Source organism: Ornithinimicrobium pratense, assembly GCF_008843165.1.
GTDB lineage: Bacteria > Actinomycetota > Actinomycetes > Actinomycetales > Dermatophilaceae > Ornithinicoccus > Ornithinicoccus pratensis.
Map to the genome: position 1 here is coordinate 814,091 of NZ_CP044427.1, position 26,014 is coordinate 840,104.

At 70.7% G+C, this 26,014-nt stretch carries 20 protein-coding genes; 8 read left to right on the forward strand and 12 right to left on the reverse strand.

What is annotated here, in order from left to right:
* Positions 1–69: 69 nt before the first annotated feature.
* Entirely contained in the window at positions 70–1,002 is a 933-nt protein-coding gene (locus tag FY030_RS03725; protein ID WP_158060336.1) for a DMT family transporter, read from the reverse strand.
* Positions 1,003–1,291: 289 nt separating this feature from the next.
* Here FY030_RS03725 and FY030_RS03730 point away from each other — a divergent pair, with 289 nt between their 5' ends.
* The 4 genes from FY030_RS03730 (at position 1,292) to clpX (ending at position 5,630) form a co-directional block, all read left to right on the forward strand.
* A complete protein-coding gene (locus tag FY030_RS03730) occupies positions 1,292–1,876 on the forward strand; it encodes an ATP-dependent Clp protease proteolytic subunit (RefSeq protein ID WP_238348628.1) in 585 nt (194 codons plus the stop codon).
* Positions 1,877–1,943: 67 nt separating this feature from the next.
* Positions 1,944–2,600, forward strand: coding sequence for an ATP-dependent Clp protease proteolytic subunit (locus FY030_RS03735; RefSeq protein ID WP_192498775.1), 657 nt, complete (start codon positions 1,944–1,946; stop codon positions 2,598–2,600).
* A gap of 110 nt (positions 2,601–2,710) precedes the next feature.
* Positions 2,711–4,312: a hypothetical protein gene (locus tag FY030_RS03740; protein WP_158060339.1), complete on the forward strand. Its 1,602-nt coding sequence runs from the start codon at positions 2,711–2,713 to the stop codon at positions 4,310–4,312.
* A gap of 46 nt (positions 4,313–4,358) precedes the next feature.
* Positions 4,359–5,630: an ATP-dependent Clp protease ATP-binding subunit ClpX gene (clpX, locus tag FY030_RS03745; protein ID WP_158060340.1), complete on the forward strand. Its 1,272-nt coding sequence runs from the start codon at positions 4,359–4,361 to the stop codon at positions 5,628–5,630.
* Positions 5,631–5,656: 26 nt separating this feature from the next.
* Here the strand turns inward: clpX and FY030_RS03750 are convergent, their stop codons facing one another.
* The 6 genes from FY030_RS03750 to valS all read right to left on the reverse strand — a co-directional run bounded on the left by FY030_RS03750 (position 5,657) and on the right by valS (position 12,917).
* On the reverse strand, positions 5,657–6,205 hold the full coding sequence (locus FY030_RS03750; protein ID WP_158060341.1) for a hypothetical protein: 549 nt from the start codon (positions 6,203–6,205) through the stop codon (positions 5,657–5,659).
* Between the two features lie 46 nt (positions 6,206–6,251).
* A complete protein-coding gene (locus FY030_RS03755) occupies positions 6,252–7,652 on the reverse strand; it encodes a DUF58 domain-containing protein (protein ID WP_158060342.1) in 1,401 nt (466 codons plus the stop codon).
* Between the two features lie 8 nt (positions 7,653–7,660).
* Positions 7,661–8,719: an AAA family ATPase gene (locus FY030_RS03760; protein ID WP_238348536.1), complete on the reverse strand. Its 1,059-nt coding sequence runs from the start codon at positions 8,717–8,719 to the stop codon at positions 7,661–7,663.
* A complete protein-coding gene (locus tag FY030_RS03765) occupies positions 8,716–9,234 on the reverse strand; it encodes a hypothetical protein (RefSeq protein ID WP_158060343.1) in 519 nt (172 codons plus the stop codon). The genes FY030_RS03760 and FY030_RS03765 overlap by 4 nt, the downstream gene beginning before the upstream one ends.
* On the reverse strand, positions 9,234–10,070 hold the full coding sequence (locus FY030_RS03770; RefSeq protein ID WP_158060344.1) for a DUF4129 domain-containing protein: 837 nt from the start codon (positions 10,068–10,070) through the stop codon (positions 9,234–9,236). Before FY030_RS03770 ends, FY030_RS03765 begins: the two co-directional genes overlap by 1 nt.
* A 105-nt stretch (positions 10,071–10,175) precedes the next feature.
* Positions 10,176–12,917 (reverse strand): valine--tRNA ligase, encoded by a 2,742-nt coding sequence (gene valS / locus FY030_RS03775; RefSeq protein ID WP_158060345.1) that lies wholly within the window; start codon positions 12,915–12,917, stop codon positions 10,176–10,178.
* A gap of 107 nt (positions 12,918–13,024) precedes the next feature.
* Between valS and FY030_RS03780 the strand changes: the two genes are divergently transcribed.
* Positions 13,025–14,881 (forward strand): alanine/glycine:cation symporter family protein, encoded by a 1,857-nt coding sequence (locus tag FY030_RS03780; protein WP_238348537.1) that lies wholly within the window; start codon positions 13,025–13,027, stop codon positions 14,879–14,881.
* A 40-nt stretch (positions 14,882–14,921) separates the two neighbouring features.
* Here the strand turns inward: FY030_RS03780 and FY030_RS03785 are convergent, their stop codons facing one another.
* Together FY030_RS03785 and FY030_RS03790 are read right to left on the reverse strand one after the other, a co-directional pair.
* Positions 14,922–16,289, reverse strand: coding sequence for an FAD-binding oxidoreductase (locus FY030_RS03785; protein ID WP_158060346.1), 1,368 nt, complete (start codon positions 16,287–16,289; stop codon positions 14,922–14,924).
* A gap of 42 nt (positions 16,290–16,331) precedes the next feature.
* Entirely contained in the window at positions 16,332–17,930 is a 1,599-nt protein-coding gene (locus tag FY030_RS03790) for an AbgT family transporter (protein ID WP_158060347.1), read from the reverse strand.
* Between the two features lie 357 nt (positions 17,931–18,287).
* Between FY030_RS03790 and ileS the strand changes: the two genes are divergently transcribed.
* Together ileS and FY030_RS03800 are read left to right on the forward strand one after the other, a co-directional pair.
* Positions 18,288–21,710 (forward strand): isoleucine--tRNA ligase, encoded by a 3,423-nt coding sequence (ileS, locus tag FY030_RS03795; RefSeq protein WP_158060348.1) that lies wholly within the window; start codon positions 18,288–18,290, stop codon positions 21,708–21,710.
* Positions 21,707–23,227 (forward strand): bifunctional folylpolyglutamate synthase/dihydrofolate synthase, encoded by a 1,521-nt coding sequence (locus FY030_RS03800; RefSeq protein WP_158060349.1) that lies wholly within the window; start codon positions 21,707–21,709, stop codon positions 23,225–23,227. Before ileS ends, FY030_RS03800 begins: the two co-directional genes overlap by 4 nt.
* Positions 23,228–23,369: 142 nt before the next feature.
* Here the strand turns inward: FY030_RS03800 and FY030_RS03805 are convergent, their stop codons facing one another.
* Genes FY030_RS03805 through FY030_RS03815 form a run of 3 tightly spaced genes read right to left on the reverse strand, consistent with a single transcriptional unit; the run spans position 23,370 to position 25,517 of the window.
* Entirely contained in the window at positions 23,370–24,071 is a 702-nt protein-coding gene (locus tag FY030_RS03805; protein WP_158060350.1) for a hypothetical protein, read from the reverse strand.
* Positions 24,072–24,111: 40 nt separating this feature from the next.
* Positions 24,112–24,888 (reverse strand): DUF305 domain-containing protein, encoded by a 777-nt coding sequence (locus FY030_RS03810; protein WP_158060351.1) that lies wholly within the window; start codon positions 24,886–24,888, stop codon positions 24,112–24,114.
* On the reverse strand, positions 24,885–25,517 hold the full coding sequence (locus FY030_RS03815; protein ID WP_158060352.1) for a DUF3105 domain-containing protein: 633 nt from the start codon (positions 25,515–25,517) through the stop codon (positions 24,885–24,887). Before FY030_RS03815 ends, FY030_RS03810 begins: the two co-directional genes overlap by 4 nt.
* Before the next feature lie 110 nt (positions 25,518–25,627).
* Here FY030_RS03815 and FY030_RS03820 point away from each other — a divergent pair, with 110 nt between their 5' ends.
* Positions 25,628–26,014: a DUF4233 domain-containing protein gene (locus tag FY030_RS03820; RefSeq protein ID WP_192498707.1), complete on the forward strand. Its 387-nt coding sequence runs from the start codon at positions 25,628–25,630 to the stop codon at positions 26,012–26,014.

Consider the following 26,014-nt stretch of genomic DNA (forward strand, 5'->3'; position numbering starts at 1 on the left):
AGCACCCACCAGAAGGTATGCGGCGGCCGAGGGCCCGCCTCTCACCGCGCGCCGGGGCGCGGGTCTGACCTACCGCGGCACGGGGACGCGGGTCTGGGCGACGACGACAGGTCGGGCGGCCCGCTGCTCGTGCAGGGACAGGGACACCACCGTGACCAGGACGATCGCTACGCCCAGCCACTGGCTGGCCTCGGGCCGGCTGCCGAAGGCGACCACGCCGACGAGCGCAGCCGTGAGGGGGAAGGCGAGCTCGGCCAGGGTGGCCCGGGAGGCCGGGGTGCGGCCCAGGGCCAGGTAGTAGAGGACGAGCGCCAGCAGCCCGGGCAGGAGCGCGAGCAGGACCACCTGGGGCGCGGCCGACCAGCTCAGGGCCAGGGGTGTCCCGGTGGCGCCCGCGACCACCGCCAGCGTCGCCAGCCCGATGCTGAAGCGCAGGGCGGTGAGGTCCTTGAAGGACAGCTCGGCGCTGGCCAGCCGGCCGAGCACGGTGCCCGCGCCCCAGAGCGCGGCCGCCCCCACGGCCAGCAGCGCGGCCTGGGCCGAGGCCACGCTGACCCCCAGCGGGTCGGCGAAGGTCAGCAGCCAGGATCCCACCAGAGCGGGGAGGAGGAAGAACAGGTAGCTGCGCCGCAGCCGTTCACCGAGCAGGAGCGCTGCCAGGGCCAGGGCCAGCAGCGGCTGCAGCTTCTGCAGCACCTGCGGGGTGATGGGGTCGCCGACGGCGAAGGCGAGGGTGAACAGCACGGTCGCCAGGGCCGAGGACCCGGCGCCGATCACCAGGACCGCGGCCTGCGTGCGGCGGGACGCGGCCAGCACGCGTCGCACCGCCGGGACCAGCCAGGGCAGCACCAGCAGGGTGAGCACCAGATGCTCCCAGAAGACGATCGCCACCGACGGGAACTGCGCCGCCAGCGGCCCGCGCCACAGTGCGGACAGCCCCCACAAAGAGGCGGCCAGCGCCACCAGCCAGGTCCGGTCCGATCGGGATCCCACGTCGCTCACTGGGCTAGCGTGCCAGACCGCGCCGAGCCCCCCGCGCGCCCCTCAACCCCCTCGATCGGACACCCCACCGAAAGGCTCCGGCGCGCTCCGTCCGCGCTTGCGCTCACGGCGAACACGCCCGCCCCGCGGGACTAGGGGACAGGGGGCGGACGTTAGGGTCGAGTACAGGTGTCCAGCCGCTGTCCCGCCGCCCGGCGAGCCGGGGCACGGCATACTTCGCACGAGAAGAGATAGAGGGAACATGACCGATCACGGCCCTGCCCGCACCTCCGCCAGCACCCCCGCGGTGATGGCCGATCGCCCGATGGGCGGCCTGGACGACCAGATCTACAACCGTCTCCTCCGGGAGCGCATCATCTTCCTGGGCTCCGACGTCCGCGACGACAACGCCAACGCGATCTGCGCCCAGCTGCTCCTGCTCTCCGCCGAGGATCCGGAGAAGGACATCTGGCTCTACATCAACTCCCCGGGTGGCTCGGTGACCGCCGGCATGGCGATCTTCGACACGATGAAGTGGATCCCCAACGACGTGGCCACCGTGGCGATGGGCCTGGCGGCCTCGATGGGCCAGTTCCTGCTCTCCGCGGGCACCAAGGGCAAGCGCTACGCCACCCCGCACGCCCGAGTCATGATGCACCAGCCCTCCGGCGGCATCGGCGGCACCGCCTCGGACATCAAGATCCAGGCCGAGCAGATGCTGCACATCAAGAAGCAGATGGCCGAGCTGATCGCCGAGCACACGGGGCAGAGCGTGGAGCAGATCGAGGCCGACTCCGACCGCGACCGCTGGTTCACCGCGGCCGAGGCCAAGGAGTACGGCTTCGTCGACCACGTCTACGCGACCTCCACCGGGGCCGCCCGGGACCAGGCCTGACGGCGACCAGAGACAAGGACGAGCTGATATGACCCAGCCCCACAGCCCCTACGCCGGCGGCGCCTGGATGGGCGCCGCCCCGGCCGGCGGCCACCTCCCGGTGCCCGCCCCCTCCAGCCGCTACATCCTGCCGCAGTTCGAGGAGCGCACCTCCTACGGCACCAAGCGTCAGGACCCGTACACCAAGCTCTTCGAGGACCGCATCATCTTCCTCGGCGTGCAGGTCGACGACGCGTCGGCCGACGACGTCATCGCCCAGCTGCTCGTGCTGGAGAGCCAGGACCCCGACCGGGACATCCTGATGTACATCAACAGCCCCGGTGGCAGCTTCACCGCGCTGACGGCGATCTACGACACGATGCAGTACATCAAGCCCGACGTGCAGACCTTCGTCATCGGGCAGGCGGCCTCGGCCGCTGCCGTGCTGCTGGCCGCCGGTGCCCACGGCAAGCGTTTCTCCCTGCCCAACGCCCGCGTGCTCATCCACCAGCCCGCGCTCATGGGCGGCGAGTACGGCCAGGCCTCCGACATCGAGATCCAGGCCAACGAGGTGCTGCGCATGCGCAACTGGCTGGAGGAGACCTGGGCCAAGCACTCCGGCAAGTCGATCGAGCAGGTCCGTAAGGACATCGAGCGCGACAAGATCCTCACCGCCCAGGAGGCCAAGGAGTACGGCCTGATCGATGAGGTGCTCGGCTCCCGCAAGGCCTCGCTCGAGGACTGAGGCCCACCGCACACGGCGCAGCGCGCCCGGTCACCCGTGACCGGGCGCGCTGCGCTATCTGCGGCCGATTATGCGCTGGCATCGACTGGACCCCCGTTAGGGTCTGGCGAGTGACCCGAGTCCTGCACTGGATGCCTCGCGCCCTGAGCCTCATGCTGGCCGTCGTCGCCGGGGTAGCGTTGGTCGCGCCGCGGAACACCTGGTTCGTCTTCCCCGTGGGGGCCGTCTGGGCCGCCACGGCCGTCGTCCTCCTCGCGTTCATCGGTGGAGCACGGACGGGCAACGCCATGGCGCGGGCGGTGGCTCGCAGGCCGGCCCGGGCAGTGGCGCTCGGCACGGTCCTCGGTGGTGTGTTGATCCTCGCCCACCTGCCTCTGGCCCTGATCGACTTCGGCTGGGACGCCCGCCAGGTCTACTGGGCGGTCGAGAAGCTCGCGGATGGGCGGGGTTTGAGCCAAGGGGGTGTCGAGTACTTTGCGAAGTATCCCAACAACATTCCCCTGCTCGCCCTCATGTACGGCGGCGTCACCATCGGTTCCGGGCTGGGTCTGCCCGTCCTCGCCGGCATGCTCGCGGTTCAGACGGCCGGGATGCTGGTGGTCCTCTGGTGTCTCGGTTCGACGCTGGTGCGGCTCGGGCGGCCAGGTGCGGTGTGGCCGGCCCAGGCGCTGGCCACGGTGCTTCTCGGCCTCAACGCTCAGGCCGCCATCCCCTACTCCGACCTGCCGACCGCCGCCTTGGTGGCACTTGCCCTCTGGGCAGTGGTCCGCGCCTGGACGGGGGCCGGTGGGGCATGGTGGGCGGTGGCGCTCGCGGCCCTGGTGCTTGCGGTCAGCCTTAAGGCGTATGCCGTGGCGCTCGCCCTGGGGGCGCTCGCGCTCGTGCCCGCGCTGGCCCAGCGGCGGGGGCGCGTGCGGGCTGGAGCGGTGGTGCTGGGCGTCCTGGCCACGCTGGTGGTGGGTGTTGTCGGGGTCCACGCCGGTGCCGCACGCTTCACCGAGCTGCCCGAGGAGCGACGGGCGCAGGCGACGGAGCCTTACCCCGTCGAGCACTTCCTCGCGATGGGCACCTATGACTCGCAGGACCCGTCGCCGACGCGGGCCTACGGCGCCTGGAACTGGGAGCATGCCTCGGCGATGAGGCACGAGCCGGACCCGGACGTCCGCAGGGAGATCTCCAGACAGAAAATCGGGCAGCAGGTGGGCGAGCGAGGGGTCGTGGGCAACCTCGAGTTCCTCACCAAGAAGGTGGCCTGGACGTGGGGCGACGGCACCTTCGCGGCCCACTGGGAGGGGGATGACAGGACCCAACCGGGACTGCTGCCGGGAAGCTGGGGCCAGATGCAGCAGTGGCACATCGGCAGCGGCGAGCCCTACCGGCAGCACGTCGCACCACTGGTGCAAGGCCTGTGGGTGGCCGTGCTCCTCATCACGTCGGTCGGCCTGTGGCGTGCCCGAGCCCACCCCTGGGTGGCCGCCTGTGCCCTCACCCTCCTGGTGCTCACGGCATACCTCAGCATCTTCGAGACCCGCGCGCGCTATCTCGTGGCGCTCCTGCCGGTGCTGCTCCTGCTGACCGGCCTGACTGCGGGCCAGGCCCGGGCGGGAAAGAGCCGGCCTGCCGCAGCCGCGCGGGAGTCAGCGCACGCCGGCGTGAGGGGGCTGACGGGGTTGCGCCCACAGCGGACAGTTGGCAACACACCTCGGCCATGAGCGCAAAACCCTGTCCCCGTCTCGTCCGGCAAGGTAGCGTCGGGGCATGGCGCGAATGGGTGAGAGCAGCGACCTGCTGAAGTGCTCCTTCTGCGGGAAGAGCCAGAAGCAGGTCAAGAAGCTGATCGCGGGCCCTGGCGTGTACATCTGCGATGAGTGCATCGACCTGTGCAACGAGATCATCGAGGAGGAGCTGGCCGAGTCCAGTGACCTGGGCCTGGGCCAGCTGCCCAAGCCACGCGAGATCTTCGAGTTCCTGCAGCAGTATGTCGTGGGCCAGGACCCGGCCAAGCGAGCGCTCGCGGTCGCGGTCTACAACCACTACAAGCGGATCCAGGCGGGGGAGGGCGTCCGGGGGGAGGACGCGGTGGAGATCGCCAAGTCCAACATCCTGCTCATCGGCCCCACCGGTTGCGGCAAGACCTACCTGGCCCAGACCCTGGCCCGGATGCTCAACGTGCCCTTCGCGATCGCCGACGCCACCGCCCTCACCGAGGCAGGCTACGTGGGCGAGGACGTCGAGAACATCCTGCTCAAGCTGATCCAGGCCGCGGACTTCGACGTCAAGAAGGCCGAGACCGGGATCATCTACATCGACGAGATCGACAAGATCGCCCGCAAGAGCGAGAACCCCTCGATCACCCGTGACGTCTCCGGTGAGGGCGTGCAGCAGGCTCTGCTGAAGATCCTGGAGGGCACGGTCGCCTCGGTGCCGCCGCAGGGCGGGCGCAAGCACCCGCACCAGGAGTTCATCCAGATCGACACCGGCAATGTGCTGTTCATCGTCGGGGGTGCCTTTGCCGGGATGGAGAGGATCATCGAGGCCCGCACCGGCAAGCAGGGCCTGGGCTTCGGGGCGGAGTTGAAGTCGGCCACCGACGCCAACGAGCACTTCGCCGAGGTGCTGCCCGAGGACCTGATGAAGTTCGGCCTCATCCCCGAGTTCATCGGCCGCCTTCCGGTCATCACCACGGTCACCCCGCTGGACCGGGACGCGCTGGTCAACATCCTGACCGAGCCGCGCAACGCGCTGGTCAAGCAGTACCAGCGGATGTTCGAGATCGACGGCGTGGAGCTGGAGTTCGAGGACAAGGCACTCGACTCGATCGCCGACCAGGCGCTGCTGCGCGGCACCGGGGCCCGCGGCCTGCGGGCCATCCTGGAAGAGGTGCTGCTGCCGGTGATGTTCGACGTCCCCAGCGACGACGAGATCGCCAAGGTGGTCATCACCGGGGACGTCGTCGCCAAGAACGTGAACCCCACGATCGTGCGCCGCGAGGTGCAGCGCAAGCGCACCCAGCGCAAAGAGAGCGCCTGAGGGCTGACCGGGCGTATGCCGACTGCTCAGCCCCTCCGCACGGCCGACCGGGTGCCGCGGACGTAGAAGGCCAGCGCGGCGACCAGCAGCGTCAGTCCCAGAATGCCCGGCACCGCCCCGCCTGCACCCGTCGCGACCCCGCTGACTACACCGGTCAGTCCCCAGACGAGGATGGCCAGGGCTGCGACGAGGGCGACCCGCACCCCATACAGCTCGATCACTGACCGGGGCAACGCTGCCTGCGGGGGCACCGAGGCGGCCAGCGCGGTCCCGGCGTGCACCAGGAGCAGACCGAGGGTGGCGGGCAGGAGAGCCCAGTGCCAGGGGCCTTCGGCGCTGGCCCACCACGAGGCGATCCCGAACAGGACGAAGGTGACCGGGAGCAGCGTGACCGGGTTGAGGGCGAGCCCCAGCCCGAGCAGCAGCATCCCGCCCCAGGACCACCAGCCTCCGCCACCGGCGGCGACGAAGGACAGCAGGAAGACCAGCGCGCCGGCGACCGCCACCAGGCGCACCCTCAGCTGGGTCTGGCTGGCCGACACGAGGTCGATCCATAGAGCTCGCAGCTCAGTCACGCCGCGACCCTCCTGCCGTCAGGGGCCGTACGGGGCAACAGCGCGCTCATACCCCGGCCCTCCTGCCGCGGCGAGCCAGCTCGCGCAGCACCACGTCGAGGCTACCCGGGCCCAGCCACGGCACGACCGCCACGCCTTGGGCCTGGATGGCCCGGATCTCCCGCTCGCGCTCCAACAGTCGGATGCGCCAGGCGGTCCGGGCCAGCTGGTCCTTGTCCGCACTCGGCACCACACCGCCCTCCTGCGGGTCGACGAGCGCGTCGATGACGACCACCGAGATCCCGCGGGCGGCCAGCATCGCGGCCTGGGTCAGCGCGTCGGGGGAGACCAGCGCGGAGATCATCACCACCAGCGTGCCCTCCTTGACGCCCAGGTGGACGGTGGCGGGGTCGGTCTGGTCGTCGACGGAGGGCACCACCCGGCACAGGGTGTCCAGGATGCGTATGCCGTGTCGCTTGCCGGTGCCGATCGGCACCGTCAGGGGGGTGCGGGCCGACAGGACGCGCAGGCTGACCCGGTCCCCCTGCTGCAGGAAATGCTCGGATATTGCGGCGGCGGCCCGCACCGAGCGGTCCAGGGAGCTGGGCTCGCCGTCGAGGCCGCCAGAGACACCCAGGTCGTAGTGGGCGTCGAGGAGCACCGCGACGTGGGTGTCCTGGTCGGCGTAGCTGGAGGTGACGTAGAGCTGCCCGGGCTCGCGCGTGGAACGCGGCCAGTGGATGCGTCGCAGCCGGTCCCCGACCTGGAAGGGGCGCAGCGTGGCGAACTCGGCGCCGTCCCCGGGGCGGGCGGACCGGTGCTGCCCTACCAGCCCGCGCGGGTGCGGGGCCGGGGCAGAGGTGTCGAAGGCCAGAGGCTGCGGCAGCACCCGCAGACCCAACGGAGGCTGGGAGATGGGCCCCCAACGGAAGGAGCCCCAGGCGCTGGTGGCGGCCATCTGCACTGGTCCCACGCGGCGCACGCCCCACCGGCCGACCCGCAGCCCGACCAGGACGCGTCGCAGCCCGCCGACGGTCTCGCCTGAGGCGTCGGCGACCGCGCAGGTGTGCTCCTTCTCCAAGCCCTCCAGGTCGCGCACGGCGCGGACCTGCTCCTGCACGACGCCTTCGATGTAGGGCGCGGGCGAGACGGCGGCCGAGAGCACCTCTGCCCCCTCCACGGGCTCGATCGCGGCGACGGCCAGCACCTGCTGGCCCTCCCGCACCAAACTGTGTGAGAGCGCGAACCGCCGGGTCGGGACGGCGTGCGGGCGGGTCACTACGCTCCAGGCCAGGATCATCGCGAACGGCGAGGCCAGCACGAGCAGGTCCGGCCGGCGCCACAGCAGCGCGACCGGGGCCACCGTGAGGACCACGACGAGGCAGCGCAGGTAGGCGTGCGTCGCGCGCCAGCGGTCCCGCCAGTCGGCGGGGTCCGCGCGCTGCGCGGTGGGCGGGGCACTGGCCATGGACAGCCTCAGCGCCGGTCGCCGGTGGGGGTGCCGGCGCCGGCTGCCGCCCGGGTGCCCGGCGCGTCATCGGCCTCGACCGTCGCGGCCCCGGTCCGGGACCCCGGCACCGGCACCTGACCCAGCGCGGCGGTCACAACCGCTGCGCCGCCGGTGTCCGACATCCACAGCTCGGGCTTGATCGAGATCCGGTGGTCCAGGACGGCGTGCGCGACCGCCTTGACGTCCTCGGGGGTGACGAAGTCACGGCCGTGCACCACGGCATACGCCCGGCTGGTCAGCATCAGCGCCAACGAGCCGCGGGGGGAGGAGCCGACCAGCACCGCCCGGTGCCGGCGGGTGGCCGCGGCCAGCTCGACGCAGTAGCGGGAGATGTCGTCCTCCACCGGCACGGTCTCGATCGCGGCCTGCATGGCCGCCAGCCCCTCGGCGTCGGTGACCGCCTCGAGGTGCTGGTCCTCCTGCTGGCGGGCGATCCGGCGGCGCAGCACGTCCCACTCCTCCTCGGCGGTGGGGTAGCCGAAGGAGACCCGCATGAGGAAACGGTCGAGCTGGGCCTCGGGCAAGGGGTAGGTGCCCTCGTACTCGACCGGGTTGGCGGTGGCCAGGACGTGGAAGGGCTGCGGCAGCGCGAAGGTCTGGCCCTCGACGGTGACCTGGTGCTCCTGCATCGCCTCCAGCAGCGCTGACTGCGTCTTGGGGGGCGTGCGGTTGATCTCGTCGGCGAGCAGCAGGCCGGTGAACAGCGGCCCGGGCCGGAAGGCGAACTCGGAGACCTTCTGGTCGTAGACGAAGGACCCGGTGAGGTCCGAGGGCAGCAGGTCGGGGGTGAACTGGGCGCGGGTGAAGTCCAGCCCCAGGGTCTGGGCGAAGGATCGCGCCGCCAGGGTCTTGCCCAGGCCGGGGAAGTCCTCCAGCAGCACGTGGCCCCGGGACAGGACGGAGGTCAGCACGAGAGTCAGTGACTCACGCTTGCCCACGACTGCCTGCTCGACGCGGTCCAGCACCGCACCGGCCCGTGCGCACACCTCGGCCACGCTCATCTGCGCGGTCGTCGTCTCGGTCATAGCTTCTCGATCCCTTCGATGGCGTGGTGCAGCGCGCTCCGGCTGCGTCGGCGGGTGTCTGTGGGAGGGGCGTCCAGGTATCTGATCAGGCCAGGGGAAAGCACCTGGCGGGCCAGCTCGGGCTGGTCGTCGAGGTCGATGTCGTGCCGGGCCCGCAACCGTTCGGCTGTCAGCTCGCGCAGCACTGGATAGATGTGGTCGGGCCGGTCCTCGCGCTCCAGCGCGTCGCGCAGGTCACGGCGCAGGCGCAGCAGGCGGTAGTCCATCGCGGCGGGTGGGGTCGACTCGGCGTGCGGGGTGGAGACCCAGTAGGCCGGTTCGACCCCGCGGCCGTCCTGGGCCAGTACCCGGTGGATCAGCGCCAGGACCGCGGTGCCCAGCAGGACGACGAGTACCGCCGCGGGCAGGGTATGCGGCAGCGAGCCGATGTAGTACAGCAGCGCCCCCACTCCGAGCGCGAGCAGGGCAAAAGGCAGGTAGGCGGCCCGGAGCCGGTCCCACAGGCGCGGGCGCATCAGCGGTCCGTCCCGTGCTGGGGGCGTCCGCGGCCACCGTGCGGGGTGTCGCCGGATCGGGCAACCTCGGCCGGGGTGCCCTCCCCGGCGACGGCCTGCGCGGCGGTCTGGTCGGTGGCCTCCCGCGCCTCTCGGGCCTCCTGCTCGGCCTTGACCTTGCGGCGCAGGTCGTGGTGGATCCGCTCCAGGGCGTCGACGGCGGCCCGGCGTTGCCCCTCGGTGATGGGGTGGCGGGAGAAGCGAGCCTCGCGGTAGGCGGCGGCTAGGTCGCGGATGGCCAACGGGTCGACCTCCCAGCGGGTCAGGACCTCGCCGGTGAGCTCGCTGGCGGTCTGGGAGGGGTCTTGGTCCAACCCCGAGCGCTGGACGGCGTCCTCCAGGGCCACCCAGCAGGCGACGACCGCGTTGCGCGGGTCGCCCTGCGTCAGGGCGCGGTAGCGGACCTCCTCGCCGCTGGCGTCCAGGAGGGCGGCCAGTTCCTCCTCGCGCTCCCGGGGCGGACCGGTGCCTTCGCGCTTCTCGCGCTCGAGCAACCTGCGGAGGACGTGCAGCAGCCCGAAGACGAGCGTGAGCAGGAGCAGCAGCTGGACGGCGTCGACGATCCACTGATTGAGGTCTGGCCCGTCGGGCGAGTCGGCCGCCTGCTCCGGGGGGAGGGTCTCGAGCTCGAGGTCGACGGGGGGCTCTGCCTGCATCGTGATCGGCGGGGGCCCCCAAGTGCCCTGGGGCGCCCCGACCAGCGGTGACCCGCTGGAGGAGCTCCAGACCAGCAGAAGCAGGCCCCCCACGGCCAACAGCACGGTGACCACCACGGTCGACGTCATGCCCCTACGCATGCCCGCCACCCTATGTCGCCCCGACCGGGGACACGCTATGCCCCCGACCGGGGACACGCTATGCCCCCGACCGGGGACAGGCTATGCCCCCGACCGGGGACACGGTCAGGCGCTGGGGGCGTCCTCGGTCACCAGGGAGACGTCGCGGACCTCCAGGGTCTCCGCCTCGGCGAAGGAGACGTCGCCGCTGACCTTGCCGGCGGCGGACAGGTCGCCCAGGGCGGCGCGGACACGGCCGAGCTCGTCCTGCGGCCCGGCGATTGTCGCGGCCGAGATCTCGGTGCGCATCTTCACCTTGGCCTCCGACTTGGCCTTGCGCAGCCCGGTGAGGGCCTGGCCGACCGTCGGCAGCAGCGCGGCGTCACCACTGCCGGCAGCGGCGGCCAGCTCCTCGACCCGCGGCCAGGGCTGCAGGTGCACCGAGGAGGCTTCGTCGTGGAACCAGGACCAGACCTCCTCGGTTGCGAACGACACCACCGGCGCCAGCAGGCGCAGCTGGACCGAGAGGGCCAGGCGCAGCGCGGCCCGGGCTGACAGCGTCTGCGGCGTTGGGTCGGTCGTCGGCCCCTCCGCGGAGAAGGCACCGCCGTAGGCCCGCTCCTTGACCAACTCGAGGTAGTCGTCGCAGAACGCCCAGAAGAACGACTCGGTGACGTCCAGCGCGCTCGAGTAGTCCCACGCCTCGTAGGACGCGGTGGCCCGCTCCACGACGGCCGCCAGTCCGGCCAGCATCGAGCGGTCGATCGGCTCGGTCACCAGCTCGGCCACGTCGCGGCCCTCGGGCAGCTCGCCGAAGGACAGCGCGAACTTGCTGGCGTTGAGCAGCTTGATCGCCAGCCGGCGCCCGACCTTGATCTGGCCGGGGTCATCGATGGTGTCCACGCCGGGCCGGGCGGCAGCCGCCCAGTAGCGGACCGCGTCGGTGCCGTGCTCCTCCAACATCCCCAGCGGCGTGGTGGCGTTGCCCTTGGACTTGCTCATCTTCTTGCGGTCCGGGTCCAAGATCCAGCCGTTGATATAGGCGTCGGTCCAGGGCAGGGAGCCGTGCTCGTAGTGCGCGCGCACGACCGTGGCGAACAGCCAGGTACGGATGATGTCGTGCCCCTGCGGCCGCATGTCGAAGGGGAAGATCTTGTCGAACAGCGTGCTGTCGTTGCCGCGCTCCCCGTCCGGTGCACCGGCGACCGGCCAGCCGGCGGCGATCTGGGGGGAGAGCGAGGAGGTGGCCCAGGTGTCCATGATGTCGGGGTCGCCGGTGAAGCCACCGGGCCTGTCCCGCTGGTCCTCGGTGTAGCCGCCGGGGACGTCGGACATCGGGTCGATCGGCAGCCGCTCCTCGGCGGGCACGAGCACGGTGTCGTGGTCGACCTCGCCGTGGGCGTCCACGGCATACCAGACCGGGATCTGGACGCCGAAGAAGCGCTGGCGGCTGACCAGCCAGTCGCCGTTGAGCCCGCCGACCCAGTTGCGGTAGCGGGTGCGCATGAACTCGGGGTGGAAGGCCAGCTCCTCGCCGCGGTCCAGCAGCGCCTCGCGCACAGCCTCGTCCTTGCCGCCGTTGCGGATGAACCACTGCCGGGTGGTCACGATCTCCAGCGGCTTGTCACCCTTCTCGAAGAAGTTGGCCTTGCGCTGGGTCTTCTGCGGCTCTCCCTGCAGGTCGCCGGACTCGCGCAGCGCTGCGACGACGGCCTCCCGCGCGGAGTGGGTGGTCCGCCCGGAGAGCTGCTCGGCATACAGGCGCTCGCCGGGCCCGCCGGCGATCCACTCGGGCGTCTCGGTCTGCAGGCGACCGTTGCGGGTGATGACCGAGCGAGTCGGCAGCGACAGCTCGCGCCACCACTGCACGTCGGTCATGTCGCCGAAGGTGCAGCACATCGCGATGCCCGCGCCCTTGTCCATCTCAGCCATGGGGTGGGCCAGGACCGGGACCTCGACGCCGAACAACGGCGAGGCGACGGTGGTGCCGAACAGGTGCTGGTAGCGCTCGTCGTCGGGGTGGGCGATGAGCGCGACGACCGAGCAGATGAGCTCGGGACGGGTGGTCTCGATATACACGGGCTCGGCATGACCCTCTTCGGCGCCCTCACCGTCGGCAACGGGGTGGTAGGCGACCCGGTGGTAGGCGCCGGGGTAGTCGCGGGCCTCCAGCTCGGCCTGGGCGACCGCGGTCTGGAAGGTGATGTCCCATAGCCCGGGCGCCTCCGCCTGATAGGCCTCCCCGCGGGCCAGGTTGCGCAGGAAGGCCTGCTGCGCGACGGCGCGGGAGCGGTCGTCGATAGTGCGGTACTGGACGTTCCAGTCGATGGCCAGGCCAAGGCGCCGGAAGGTGTCCTCGAAGGCCTTCTCGTCGATCACCGTGAGCTCCTCGCAGAGCTCGATGAAGTTGGCGCGGCCCACAGGCACCTGGTCAGCGGCCCGGGTGCTCCTGCCGTCCCCGCCCTGCTGCGGCGGGGTGAAGCCGGGGTCGTGCGGCAGGGTCGCGTCGCCACGCACGCCGTAGAAGTTCTGCACCCGGCGCTCGGTGGGCAGGCCGTTGTCGTCCCAGCCGATCGGGTAGAAGACGTGCTTGCCGGTCATCCGGTGGTAGCGGGCCAGGCAGTCGGCCTGGGTGTAGCCGAAGACGTGCCCGATGTGCAGGCTGCCCGACGCGGTCGGCGGCGGGGTGTCGACCGCGAAGATCTGGCTGCGGTCGACGTCGGGAGCCAGCGCCGCCTCCCGGTCGAAGGCGTAGACGTCGCGCTCCTTCCAGACCTTTACCCAGCGCTGCTCCAGACCGTCGACGGTGGGGCGCTCGGGCAGGGTTGCCGGGCGCGACGGGTCCAGGGAGCGGTGCGTGGAGGTCATGCGCGTCATTCTCCCAGACCCACAGGAGGTATGCCGTCAAGGTCACGATTAGGTCACGATGGTTGGTTGTCGTTGACGTGGGTAGGGGGTAAGAGTTGTGTTTCCCCATGCTGACGAGCCTGCAGCTCCCCATGGGGGACGCCGAAAGCGCCATCGACAGGCGGGATCCGGAGTGGATCACGAACCTGGAGACGACGGTCAACGACAACTTCAAGATCGTCACCGACCTCTCCGGGGACATCATCTTCTTTGAAGTCCCGTTCCTGGACATCCCCTTCGTGGTTCTCTGGCTGGTCGTTGCCGCCATCGTGATCACCTTCTACCTGGGTTTCATCCAGGTGCGGGGTCTCCCGACGGCCTTCAACGTCATTCGGGGCAAGTACTCCTCCAAGGACGACCCCGGTGAGATCCCGCACTACCAGGCGCTGACCTCGGCCCTGTCCGGGACCGTGGGCCTGGGCAACATCGCCGGCGTGGGCGCGGCGGTCACCATGGGCGGCCCGGGGGCGACCTTCTGGATGATCTTGGCGGGCCTGTTCGGCATGGCGACCAAGTTCGCCGAGTGCACGCTGGGGGTGAAGTACCGGGAGATCCGGCCGGACGGCACGGTCTCCGGTGGCCCGTTCAAGTACCTGCCGGTGGCCTTCACCAGGTTCCCCAGGCCCATCTCCGTCTTCCTCACCGGCCTGTTCGCTGTGGCGATCCTGTTCTTCGGGGTGGGCGGCGGCAACATGTTCCAGTCCAACCAGACCTACAGCCAGGTCGTCACCGTCCTCGACCCCGACGGCACGGGCTTCCTGTCCTCGACCACCGGCGGTCTGGTCACCGGGCTGGTCATCGCCACCCTCGTGGGCCTGGTGATCATCGGCGGCATGCGCTCCATCGGACGGACCACGGCCACCCTGGTGCCGCTCATGGGCGGCATCTACGTGCTGGCCTGCCTGGTCGTCATCCTCACCAACATGCCGCAGATCCCGAGCGCGATCGCCGGCATCTTCACCGGAGCTTTCACCCCGGAGGGGGTGGTGGGTGGCTTCTTCGGCGTCATCGTCGTGGGGATGACCAGGGCGGCCTTCTCCAACGAGGCCGGCCTGGGCTCCGCGCCGATCGCGCACTCCACGGTCAAGACCCGGCGCCCGGTGTCCGAGGGGTTCGTCGCCATCTTCGAGCCGTTCATCGACACGGTGCTCATCTGCACGATGACGGCGCTGACCATCAGCATCGCCAGCACCGACTTCTACAACGAGCAGCGCCAGCTCTACTTCGACTCCGACGGCGACCACGGTCTCTCCGGCGTGCAGATCACCTCCGACGCCTTCGGCGCCCAGATCTCCTGGTTCCCGCCGGTCCTGGCCCTGGCGGTCGCGCTGTTCGCGATCTCCACCCTCATCACCTGGTCCTACTACGGTCAGCGTGCGTGGAACTACCTCTTTGGCGACACCAGGCGCTCGACGCTGATCTACCGGGTCGTCTTCCTGCTCTTCACCGTCCTGGGCTGCATCCTCACCTTCACCTCGGTGCTCGACTTCGCCGACAACTTCCTCTTCGTTTGCGCCTTCGTCAACCTGCTGGGTGTCTACCTGCTGCTGCCGACCATCAAGCGGGAGATGAAGCAGTACCTCGCCGACCGCAAGGCAGGGATCCTGGACCAGCTGGGCGTGGAGGACGCCCAGAAGGAGACGAGGCTGGAGGAGATCGCCGACCCCACCCAGCTGGTGGACTCCACCGGTCGCAACGCAGCCGACCTCGGCGCCAGTCCCGAGGAGCTGCGCGAGGGGGTGGAGGCGCCGCCGACGACCGGTCTGCCGCAGGACGATCCCCACGACGACGGTTTTGGTCTCGGCACAGCCACCAGGCCCTACCCGCCACCCCCCGGTGTGCAGAGGCGGCTGCGCGCCCGGCGTCCCGGACAGGAGCCCGGCCGCGACGCTGACACCCCGGGCCCGGGCGACGATCGCAGCTGATCCGCGGCACGGCGGGCCGGCGCCACCCGCGGCAGGGGCCTCAGGCGATGCCGCGACCGGGGTTCATGATCCCCAGCGGGTCGAAGAGCGCCTTGACGGCGCGCTGACGATTGACCTCCGCCGTGCCCAGCTCCTCGGCGAGCCAGTCGACCTTGAGCGAGCCGACGCCGTGCTCCCCGGTGAGGGTGCCGCCCAGGTCCCAGGCGACCCGGACGAGATCATCGAAGGCGCGCTCGGCGGCCTGCTGGCTGACCGGGTCGTGCCGGTCGTAGAAGAAGCACGGGTGCAGGTTGCCGTCCCCGGCGTGACCGGCGCACGTGGTGCCCACCGCGTGCCGCGCGCCGATCTCGTGCACGGCCGCGACCAGCTCGCCGAGGCGCCCAACCGGGACGCAGACGTCCTCGATGATGTGGTCGCCCCGCGCCTTCAGCCCCGGGTTGAGCGCGCGACGGCCCTCGAGCAGCAGGTCGGCCTCGACGCGGTCCTCAGCCACGGCGACCTCGGTGGCGCCGGCAGCGCTGAGCAGCTCGGCATACCGCTGCACGTCTGACCCGGCGTGGCCGGGCCGGTCGGACTGAACCAGCAGCACTCCGCCTGCGTGGGCGGGGAAGCCGTAGTCGCCGTAGGCCTGCACCGCCGCGATGCTCGGCCCGTCCATGAGCTCGACCAGGCTCGGGGTATGCGGCTGCGTCCGCAGCGCCTCGATGCCCGCGACCGTGGCGGCCAGGTCGGGGAAGACCGCGAGCACCGTCAGCGGTGGGTCGCCGAGGGGCACCAGTCGCAGCACGGCCTCGGTCACCACCCCGAGCGTCCCCTCCGAGCCGACCAACAGCCCGGTGAGGTCATAGCCGGCGACGCCCTTGGCCGTCCGGCGGCCGGTGCGCATCACCTCACCACCCGGTAGTACCACCTCCAGGCCGCGCACGTAGTCGGCGGTGACGCCGTACTTCACGCAGCACAGCCCGCCTGCGTTGGTGGCGATATTGCCGCCGATCGAGCACATCGACGCGCTCGCCGGGTCCGGCGGGTAGGCCAACCCGTGCTTGGCGGCCACCGCCTTGAGGTCGGCGTTGATCACCCCGGGTCCGACCACGGCAATCCGCTCCACCGGATCGATGTGCACGCTGGTCATCGTCGCGGTGGAGAGCACGATCGCGCCGGGCAGGGCCTCGCCGGACCCGGTCGTGGACGTCCGCCCGCCCTGCGGAACGACAGACACGCGGCGCTCGGCGGCATAGCGCAGCGTGGTCACCACATCCTCGCGGGAGCGCGCCCGGACGACGGTGAACTCATCCCCGGTCAGCGCCACCGCCTGCGGCGACGCGTCCACGGCATACCCGGCGGCGATGCCGGGGTCGGTGACCACCCGGCCGGGCAGGAGGCGGTCTAGGTCGACGGTGGTGCTCATGGGGCCACGGTATGTGGTCCACGATGGGCCGGGTGGTCGGCCTCAGCGCACCGGCACCCCGGGGCCCAGCGGCAGGCCCACCACGTACCAGAGCACGAAGAAGCTGACCCAGCCGAGGAGGATGGCCACCGAGGCGGGCAGGGTCATGGCCATGAGAGTGCCGACGCCGGCGTCCCGTTTGTAGCGCTGGAGGTAGGTCAGCATGAGCGCGAAGTAGACGTTGAGGGGGGTGATGATGTTGGACGCGGAGTCACCCATCCGGAAGCCCATCTGGCTCACCTCGGGGGTGATGCCCAGGATGAGCAGAGCAGGGATGACGACGGGCGCCATCAGCGTCCACTGCGCCGAGCCGCTGGTGATGAACAGGTTGAGCAGGTAGGTCAGCAGCACGACCAGCAGGATGACCGCGAGCGGGGGGACACCGAGACGCTCGATCGCGCCCGCCCCGCCGACGGCCAGCACCGTGCCCATGTTGGACCAGGAGAACCATGCGATGAACTGGGCGGCGGCGAAGAAGAGCACCAGCACCGGCGCCAGGTCGGACATGCCCTTGGCCATGAAGGCGGGCAGGTCGGCCCAGGAGGTGATGGTCTGCGCGGTCAGACCGTAGGCCAGGCCCATGACGACGAAGAGCAGCGCGATGAGGATCGAGACGCTCATGATGGCGGGGCCGGTGAGGATCTCGCCGTCCTCGCCGCGCAGGGGGGAGCCGGGGATCGCGGTCACCGCGGCCACGAGCAGCAGGAAGGCCAGTCCGGCGAGCGCGCCGTTGCGCAACCCGCGCCGCTCGGTGTCGTCCAGGGCTGCTGACTGGAGGTCGTCGAACTCGTTCGGATCGAGGTCCGCGGACTCCTGCTCGTCTGGCGTCGAGCCGACCGGGCCGCCGTCCCCGTCCAGCTCGACCCCCTCCATCCGTGGGCTCACCCACCGCTCGAAGACGAGCGTGATGATCGTGGCCAGGACCAGTGAGGACACGATGGTGAAGTAGATGTTCGCCAGCGGCGAGACGACGTACTCCTCCTCGATGATCTGCGCCGCGGTGGTGGAGATGCCGGCCAGGAGGGGGTCGGTCGCGTTGATGATGAGGGAGGCGTTGAAGCCGGCGCTCACCGAGACGAAGCCCAGCCCGATCCCGACCAGAGGGCTGCGCCCGACGGCCAGGAAGGCCATCGCCGCCAGCGGCGGCAGGATGACGGTGATGGCGTCGGAGGCGATCGAGCCGGTGATGCCGGTGATGGCGATGGCGAAGGTCAGCCAGCGGCCCGAGACCTTGGTGACGACCAGCCGCACCGCCGCCATGATCATCCCGCTGCCCTCGGCGACGGCGACGCCGAGCATGACGACGAGCACGATCCCCAGCGGGGGGAAGCCGGTGAAGTTGCTGATCGACTCCACGACCATCCGGCGCAGGTTGTCCACGCTCAGCAGGTTCTCGATCCCGACGGGGGCGTCCTGCCCAGGGACGGTCACGCTGATGGGGGTCCGGCTGAGCACCGCGCTGAGGACGACGACCAGCAGCGCCAGGCCGACGAAGAGCCAGAAGGGGTGCGGTATGCGGTTGCCCACCCGTTCGACCACGTCCAGGAAACGGGTCACCGCCCCGCCCTGCGGGTGGCCTCCGGCGCTGGTCTGCGTGGCCATCTGCTCCCCTTCCCGACGGCTGTCACGCTAGCGGTGCAGGTGTGCCCGGGCGACCGGAACCTCCCAGGGTGTTCCGCCCGCTACCATGGTGGGCACCAGCGTCCGAGCCGTCATCAGCGGCGAGCTTGTGGAAGAACGGCCCCCGCCGCCAGCGGGTGCGCCCACTAGACCCGCACGGGGCAGGCCCGTCACAGCCTCAACGAAGTGGTGCGCAGCACCCCCGCACACCTGAGCCGGGGTGAGGTGCACAAGCGAGGTGGTACCGCGGTGCCGCCCGGGAGGAGATTCCCGGGCCGTGTCGTCCTCGTGGCAACGCAGCCCGATCGACCACCCGCAGCACCACGAGGAGCCCCCTCCATGGCCTACCCCCAGAAGCACACCGGCACCACCGGCCTGACGCCGTCCCCGGCCTTCCCGGAGATCGAGCGTGCGGTGCTGGACTACTGGGACGAGCACGGCACCTTCGCCAAGAGCGTCGAGCAGCGCGAGGCGGGCGAGGACGGCGCCAACGAGTTCGTCTTCAACGACGGGCCGCCCTTCGCCAACGGCCTACCGCACTACGGCCACCTGCTCACGGGCTATGTCAAGGACGTCGTGCCGCGCTACCAGACGATGCGCGGCAAGCGGGTCGAGCGACGGTTCGGCTGGGACACGCACGGGCTGCCCGCCGAGCTGGAGGCGATGGACCAGCTGGGCATCAAGACCAAGGACGACATCCTCCAGCTGGGGATCGAGAAGTTCAACGCCGCCTGCCGCGAGTCGGTGCTGAAGTACACCCACGAGTGGCAGGAGTACGTCACCCGGCAGGCCCGGTGGGTGGACTTCGAGAACGACTACAAGACCCTCAACGTCGGCTACATGGAGTCGGTGCTGTGGGCTTTCAAGAGCCTGCACGACAAGGGTCTGGCCTATGAGGGCTTCCGCGTCCTGCCTTACTGCTGGAACGACGAGACCCCGCTGTCCAACCACGAGCTGCGGATGGACGAGGAGGTCTACCAGGTCCGGCGCGACCCGGCCGTGACGGTCGGCCTGCGGATCCTGCCAGAACAGCACCACCTGGGGGACGCCGGGCAGGCCGGCGCCGACCTGCTCGCCGGCGCCCTCGCGCTGGTCTGGACGACGACGCCGTGGACCCTGCCCTCCAACCTGGCGATCATGGTCGGGGAGGACATCGACTACGTCCTGGTCGAGTCGGACTTCACCGGGCGGACCGAGCGCTACCTGCTCGCCGAGGCGAGGCTGGCGGCATACCAGAACGAGCTGGGGGAGGAGCCCACGGTCCTCGCGCGGTTCAGGGGCGCCGAGCTCGCCGGCCGCTCCTACGTCCCGCCGTTTGGCTACTACCTGGGTTGGGAACGCGCCCACCGGCTCGTCGTGGCCGAGATCGTCACCACCACCGACGGCTCGGGCCTGGTGCACACCGCCGGCGCGTTCGGTGAGGAGGACAAGGTCGTCACCGACCGGGAGGGGATCGAGGCGGTCATGCCCGTCGGGGCGGACGGACGTTTCACCCGTCCCGTCGAGGAGTACGCCGACATGCTCGTCTTCGACGCCAACGCCCCCATCGTGGACCACCTCAAGGCCGCGACTCGCGCGCAGGCCCCGGACGCGGACCCGTCGACCCTGGACACGGGCGCGGTCACCGAGGGCACGGTGCTGCTGCGCCGGGAGGCCTACGACCACTCCTACCCGCACTGCTGGCGCTGCCGCCAGCCGCTGATCTACAAGGGCGTGTCGTCCTGGTTCGTCGAGGTGACGAAGTTCAAGGACACGATGCTGCGCACCAACGAGGACATCACCTGGGTGCCCGAGCACGTCAAGCATGGCCAGTTCGGCAAATGGCTGGCCAACGCCCGCGACTGGTCGATCTCGCGCAACCGCTTCTGGGGCAGCCCGATCCCGGTCTGGAAGTCCGACGACCCGGCCTACCCGCGGACCGACGTCTACGGCTCGCTGGCGCAGATCGAGCGGGACTTCGGCACGCTGCCGCGCAACCGGGACGGCGAGGTCGACCTGCACCGCCCGTTCGTCGACGAGCTGACCCGGCCCAACCCTGATGACCCGACGGGGAAGAGCACGATGCGGCGCGTGGAGGACGTGCTGGACGTGTGGTTCGACTCCGGCTCGATGCCGTTCGCTCAGTGGCACTTCCCGTTCGAGAACACGCAGTGGTTCGAGCAGCATTACCCGGCCGACTTCATCGTGGAGTACATCGGGCAGACCCGCGGCTGGTTCTACACCATGCACGTGCTGGCGGCCGCCCTCTTCGACCGCCCGGCGTTCAGCCACTGCATCAGCCACGGCATCGTGCTCGGCAACGACGGGCAGAAGATGTCCAAGTCGCTGAAGAACTACCCGGACGTGCGCGAGGTCTTCGACCGCGACGGCGCCGACGCGATGCGCTGGTTCCTCATGTCCAGCCCGATCCTGCGCGGCGGCAACCTCATCGTCACCGAGCAGGGCATCCGCGAGGGCGTGCGCCAGGTCCTCATCCCGCTGTGGAACGCCTGGTACTTCTTCGGCCTGTACGCCAACGCCTCCGGCTATGAGGCCCGCTGGTCGACGGCGTCCACGGACCCGATGGACCGCTACATCCTGGCCAAGACCCGCGCGTTCGTCGCCGAGGTGCAGCAGGCCCAGGACGACCTCAACATCGCCGGCGCCTGCGACGGCGTGCGGTCCTTCGTCGACGTGCTGACGAACTGGTACATCCGCCGCTCCCGGGACCGCTTCTGGGGCACCGGCTCCGCCGGTGAGGAAGGCCTGCGTGCTGCCCTGGATACCCTCTACACGGTGCTCGAGGTGCTCTGCCGGGTCGCCGCACCGCTCCTTCCCCTCACCACCGAGGAGGTATGGCGCGGGCTCACCGGCGGGGAGTCGGTGCACCTGACCGACTGGCCGGACGTCGCAGACCTGCCCGGGGACCCGGAGCTGGTCGAGGCCATGGACGCCGTGCGCGAGGTCTGCTCCGCCACGCTGGGGCTACGCAAGGCCGAGCAGCTGCGGGTGCGCCTGCCGCTGTCCTCGCTGACTGTCGCCACCGACCTCGCCGACGTCCTGCGCCGGCACCCCGGGCTGGCCGACATCGTCCGCGACGAGGTCAACGTGCGGGAGGTCGCCGTGCTCGACGTCTCGGAGGCCTCCGCCTCGGACTTCGGCGTCGAGCAGCGGCTCACCGTCAACGCGCGAGCCGCCGGGCCGCGCCTGGGTCGCGACGTGCAGACCGCGATCAAGGGCGCCAAGTCCGGCGACTGGTCGGTGGCGCAGGAGGGCACCGTGACCGCCGGCGGGCTGGAGCTGCTGGAGGGTGAGTACACGCTGGAGGCCGTCGTGGCCCAGGGCGAGGCCGGCGGTTCACGGGCCACCGCCATGCTGCGCGCTGGTGGCTTCGTCGTCCTCGACACCGAGGTGACCGAGGACCTGGCCCGCGAGGGTCTGGCCCGTGACCTCGTCCGCGCGGTGCAGGGCGCCCGCAAGGACGCCGGCCTGGACATCACCGACCGCATCAGCCTGACCGTCGTCGGCGACGACGACGTGTGGCAGGCCGCCAACGAGCACCAGAAGCTGGTCATGGACGAGACCCTGGCGGTGCAGTTCGGCGCGGCCGGCGCCGGGACCCCGCTGCCCAAGGGGTCGAGGCACAACGGCTCCGCCGCTGCAGACGATCCCGGCAGTGACACGACTGGGCCCCAGCCGCGCATCACCTCATACACCACCTCGGTCACCCTCGACGGCGACCGATCCGTGGACCTGCTGATCACCAAGGTGGACGCACGATGAGCGAGAAGTTCTTCGAGGACAACGAGCTGCCCCTGGAGGGCGACGACGAGTTCGGCCCGGACGGTCCAGAGGTGCAGGTCTACCCCGGGGCGGCGGTGCCGGAGGTGCGCTCCGGCGGTCGCCGCGGGCGCGCCGAGCAGGAGGTCGCTCCCGAGCTGCGGGCGCGTTACGCCGAGGTCGTCGACGCGATCCTGGCGCGGACTCCCGAGCACATGCCTGAGCCGACGCTGCACCGGGTGGCCCGGGTGATGGAGCTCATGGGCGACCCGCAGCGGGCGTTCCCGCTGATCCACCTCACCGGCACCAACGGCAAGACCTCCACCACCCGTTTCGTGGAGCGGATCCTGCGCGAGATGGGGCTGCGGACCGGGCGGTTCACCAGCCCCCACCTGCACGACATGCGCGAGCGGATCGCCCTGGACGGGGAGCCGATCGGCATCGAGGCGTTCCTGGCCACCTACGACGACGTCATCCCGTTCGTGGAGATGGTCGACAAGGAAAGCGCTGCGTCCATGGCTCCGGAACGCCACGTCCGGATGACCTACTTCGAGGTCGTCGTGTGCCTGGCGTATGCCGCGTTCGCCGACGCACCCGTCGACGTGGCCGTCGTCGAGGTCGGGCTGGGCGGCGTCTGGGACGCCACCTCGGTCGCCGACGGCGTGGTCTCGGTCGTCGCACCGGTCGCCATCGACCACACCCGGCTGCTGGGCTCGACGCTGGAGGAGATCGCCACCGAGAAGTCCGGGATCATCAAGGACGGGGCGCTCACGGTTGCCGCGGTCCAGGAGCCCGAGGTCATGCAGATCCTCGTCGACCGGGCCGAGGAGGTCGGGGCCGACCTGCGCGCGGAGGGCCTGTCCTTCGGGGTGCTCTCCCGCGAGGTCGCCGTCGGCGGGCAGCAGATCTCGGTGCGCGGGCTCGCCGGGGACTACCCCGGCCTGTTCCTGCCCCTGTTCGGAGCCCACCAGGCGCACAACGCTGCCCTGGCGATCGCGGCCGTCGAGGCGTTCGTGGGCGGCGGGGAGCAGCCCATCGACCACGAGGTGCTGCAGGCCGGCCTGGCCGGGGTCTCCTCACCGGGCCGGTTGGAGATCGTGCGCCGCTCGCCCACCGTCGTGGTGGACGCCGCGCACAACCCGGCCGGGGTGGCTGCGCTCGCCGCCGCGCTGCAGGAGTCGTTCGCCTTCACCCGCCTGGTCGGGCTGCTCGCAGTCCTGGAGGACAAGGACGCCGAGTCGATGATCCAGGAGCTGGAGACCGTCCTGGACCACGTCGTGGTGACCCGGACCACCTCGCCGCGGGCGATCCGGCCGCACCGGCTGGGCGAGCTGTGCGCCGAGTACTTCGGCCAGGACCGCGTCACCGTCGTCCAGGACCTGCCGGAGGCCCTCGACGTCGCCGCCGGTCTGGCCGACGACAGCAGCAGCGGCGGCGGAGTCGCCGGCGCCGTCCTGGCGACCGGCTCGATCACCACCGCCGCTGAGGTCCGCGCCCTGCTCGGGGTCACCACCACCTGACCCGCCCACTCCCCGCCCCGACAGAACACGCGGAAGAGCCCGACAGGACACGCGAAAGAGCCCGACGGAACACGCCGGGCGAGGAGTCACTCCGGGAGCGTGCAGCGCCGGGGTATCGCGGGCTCGGCAGGCAGCCGTGCTCTCACGGCTCCGGGTAGCGCAGGTCGAGCAGGGTGAAGACTGCCTGCACCAGCTGGTCCTCCTCATCGGCCCAGGGCTGGAGCACGAGTTGGCCGTCCTCGACGCCCGCCGCGAGGCCGAAGGCGGTGAGCGCCTGGGCGGAGCGGAGCAGTTTGTCCCCTGCCGGGAGGTCCTGGGCGTAGGCGGCGCGTTCGCGGGCGGCAGCGTCGTGGAGCAGCTGCAGGACGGGGTCGGCGGATGTTGTGACCCCCTCCGTTGCTGAACTCCTGGGTTCGACAAGGGAGCCCGTGGTGGGGGCGAAGGCGTCGGGGCGTTCGGTCAGGGCCCGCTGCAGGGCGGTGGTGAGGAGCTCAGTCGGCGCGACCTCGGCGTAGCGCGCGGAACCGTCCCGATCGTGCTTGTCGTAGCGCGCGGCGTGGGCCGAGCCCTCGAGGTCGCCCGCGTTCAACTCGTCGTACCGCCGGACGACGTCGTCCAGCAGGGCGACCACCTCGTCCATCCCGAGCCAGGCAAACCCTGCCCGGCCCTGCCCCGCCCAGTCCTCGCTGATCTCCATCTCGACCGCTTCGAGGACGCTGCCGGCGGCGGCGTATCCGTCGAAGCGCAGCACGTGTGCCAGGGCGACGTCGCCGGCCAAGTCGCTCCACGGCACGCCGGAGGTGGCCCGGTTCCAGACCTCGATGTCGGGCCCGAGCCGCGTCATCGCCACATCTCCCGGTCGCCGAACCGCCCAGCCGGCCGACTCAGTGGTTGTGCCCGCCGTCGTCCCCGTCGTCGGTGACGTTGCCCTGCTGGCTGGCGACCCAGGCGTCGACGTCCTCCCGGGGCTCCGAGCCTCGCTCCTGCAGCATGTCCTTCATCAGGGTGACCTCGCCGAACTGGGCGTTGACCATGCGCTGGGCGGCCGCCCTCACCTCGGGGGAGTCGGCGTTGCGGAGGGCGTCCTCGGCCATCTCGACCCCCGCGATGTGGTGGGTGGTCATCAACCGCAGGAAGAGGACCTCGGCCTCCTCGTCACTGGCGTCGGTGAGCTCCTGGATCTCCGTGGGAGTGGCCATCCCGGGCATCGGTACGCCCGGGGGCAGCGCCTCGGCCGCGTGGTGGTCGTGCTCCATCCAGGCCATTCGCTCACCGTCGGGGGAGGCGAAGGGCAGGCCCCAGGACTGCAGCCAGGCGCTCATCATGCCGCGTTCGGTGGCCTGGTTGTTGGCGATGTCGATCGCCAGCCGGCCCACGGCGTGGTCATCGGTGCGCTCCAGGACGAGGAAGCTCATCTCGATCGCCTGCGCGTGGTGCTCGCTCATGTCGCGGGCGAACCCAGCGTCCACACTCATGTCGTCCGGGGTGCGCTGGCCGAAGGATATCCACCCCAGCAGCACCCCGAGGCTGAGGGCCAGGACCGTGACGGCGGCCAGGGCCGGCGCGCCGAAGGTGCGCCACCGGTCACGCGGTGCCACGGAGGTCGGGGTCGGCCCCTGGTCGTCCTGCACCTCCGAGGGCTCCTGCTGGGGCCCGGTCATCCGCGCGGAATCAGGTCGATCGTGGTGCCGTTGGTGCACAGCGCATTGGGCTCAGGAGTCTTCGGCCCCTGCTTGTACTCGCGGATGAAGGCCTGCAGGGTCCGCTGGTCCGCCTCCTCCAGCGTGAGCTGGGTGTCCCAGGACGTTGCCACGACGGGAGAGTCCTGCGCCGCCAGCGGGCTGACCATCATGTACTCCTGCTCACCCAGGTCTTCCAGCACCTCGACCTGGTCGGCGGGCAGGTCCGGCTGGTAGGTCAGCCACACCGCGCCGTGCTCCAGGGAGTGCACGACGTGCTCCAGCGGCAGCTCCTCCTGGTAGACACCGCAGTTGAACCAGGTCGGGTGGTGTTCGCCCCCGACGGGAGGCATCACGTCGTACTCGACGGGCTCGGTGGTGTGCTGCTGAGCGCTGTTCTCGTACTCCTCCACGGCGGACAGGTCGACCAGCGCCGGGGAGTCCCGGATGATCGCCCAGGCCACCAGACCGACGATGAGGACCAGGATGAGGGCAACCGCACCCCAGATGAGTCCGCTGCGGCGTCGGTCGGCCGCGGCGCCTGCCTTCTGGATCTTGGCCACCTTGGCTGCGCGGTCGGAGCCGGCTGGCGAGCGGTCGGGTCGGGGCATGGTCGGAGGACCTCCTGGCTGGGGGGCTGCGAAAACTGCCCACAGGGTATGCGGTGTGCCTGGGAGCCAGGTCAACGGATCGGCCACCCGGGTCTGGGAGCATGGGTAGTGTGACTCTCGGCATCCTCACCCGACGGCTGTGCGGCGCGACCCTGCTCGCCCAGGCGCTCTCCGTCTTCTTCGGCGCTCTCGTGGCATGGCGTCTGGCCCAGGCCTATAACGAGGAACGGGCTGACCTTTATCTCGTCGGCGGGGTGGCGCTGGCCCTGCTGTGCGTGGTGGCCGTGGGGGCGCTGCGCAGCCGCCACGGGGCCGCGCTGGGCTGGGCCGTGCAGATCCTCACCCTGGCCTCGGCCCTCGTCCTGCCGGCGATGGTCATCGTGGCCGGCATCTTCGGCACGCTGTGGTTCCTGTGCCTGCGGCACGGACGCCGGATGGACACGGTCAACGCCGAGCGCGAGGCGCAGGCCCGCCAGCTGAGCGAAGGAGAGGGCTGA

What these genes read in the sequence shown, in the direction of transcription:
- FY030_RS03760 (WP_238348536.1), bottom strand. Translation starts at nt 8,719, where the DNA reads ATGACCGAGACGACGACCGCGCAGATGAGCGTGGCCGAGGTGTGCGCA.
- FY030_RS03800 (WP_158060349.1), top strand. Translation starts at nt 21,707, where the DNA reads ATGAGCGAGAAGTTCTTCGAGGACAACGAGCTGCCCCTGGAGGGCGAC.
- ileS (WP_158060348.1), top strand. Translation starts at nt 18,288, where the DNA reads ATGGCCTACCCCCAGAAGCACACCGGCACCACCGGCCTGACGCCGTCC.
- FY030_RS03815 (WP_158060352.1), bottom strand. Translation starts at nt 25,517, where the DNA reads ATGCCCCGACCCGACCGCTCGCCAGCCGGCTCCGACCGCGCAGCCAAG.
- FY030_RS03765 (WP_158060343.1), bottom strand. Translation starts at nt 9,234, where the DNA reads ATGCGCCCGCGCCTGTGGGACCGGCTCCGGGCCGCCTACCTGCCTTTT.
- FY030_RS03785 (WP_158060346.1), bottom strand. Translation starts at nt 16,289, where the DNA reads ATGAGCACCACCGTCGACCTAGACCGCCTCCTGCCCGGCCGGGTGGTC.
- FY030_RS03780 (WP_238348537.1), top strand. Translation starts at nt 13,025, where the DNA reads ATGCTGACGAGCCTGCAGCTCCCCATGGGGGACGCCGAAAGCGCCATC.
- FY030_RS03770 (WP_158060344.1), bottom strand. Translation starts at nt 10,070, where the DNA reads ATGCGTAGGGGCATGACGTCGACCGTGGTGGTCACCGTGCTGTTGGCC.
- FY030_RS03805 (WP_158060350.1), bottom strand. Translation starts at nt 24,071, where the DNA reads ATGACGCGGCTCGGGCCCGACATCGAGGTCTGGAACCGGGCCACCTCC.
- valS (WP_158060345.1), bottom strand. Translation starts at nt 12,917, where the DNA reads ATGACCTCCACGCACCGCTCCCTGGACCCGTCGCGCCCGGCAACCCTG.
- clpX (WP_158060340.1), top strand. Translation starts at nt 4,359, where the DNA reads ATGGCGCGAATGGGTGAGAGCAGCGACCTGCTGAAGTGCTCCTTCTGC.
- FY030_RS03810 (WP_158060351.1), bottom strand. Translation starts at nt 24,888, where the DNA reads ATGACCGGGCCCCAGCAGGAGCCCTCGGAGGTGCAGGACGACCAGGGG.
- FY030_RS03755 (WP_158060342.1), bottom strand. Translation starts at nt 7,652, where the DNA reads ATGGCCAGTGCCCCGCCCACCGCGCAGCGCGCGGACCCCGCCGACTGG.
- FY030_RS03735 (WP_192498775.1), top strand. Translation starts at nt 1,944, where the DNA reads ATGGGCGCCGCCCCGGCCGGCGGCCACCTCCCGGTGCCCGCCCCCTCC.
- FY030_RS03730 (WP_238348628.1), top strand. Translation starts at nt 1,292, where the DNA reads ATGGCCGATCGCCCGATGGGCGGCCTGGACGACCAGATCTACAACCGT.
- FY030_RS03790 (WP_158060347.1), bottom strand. Translation starts at nt 17,930, where the DNA reads ATGGCCACGCAGACCAGCGCCGGAGGCCACCCGCAGGGCGGGGCGGTG.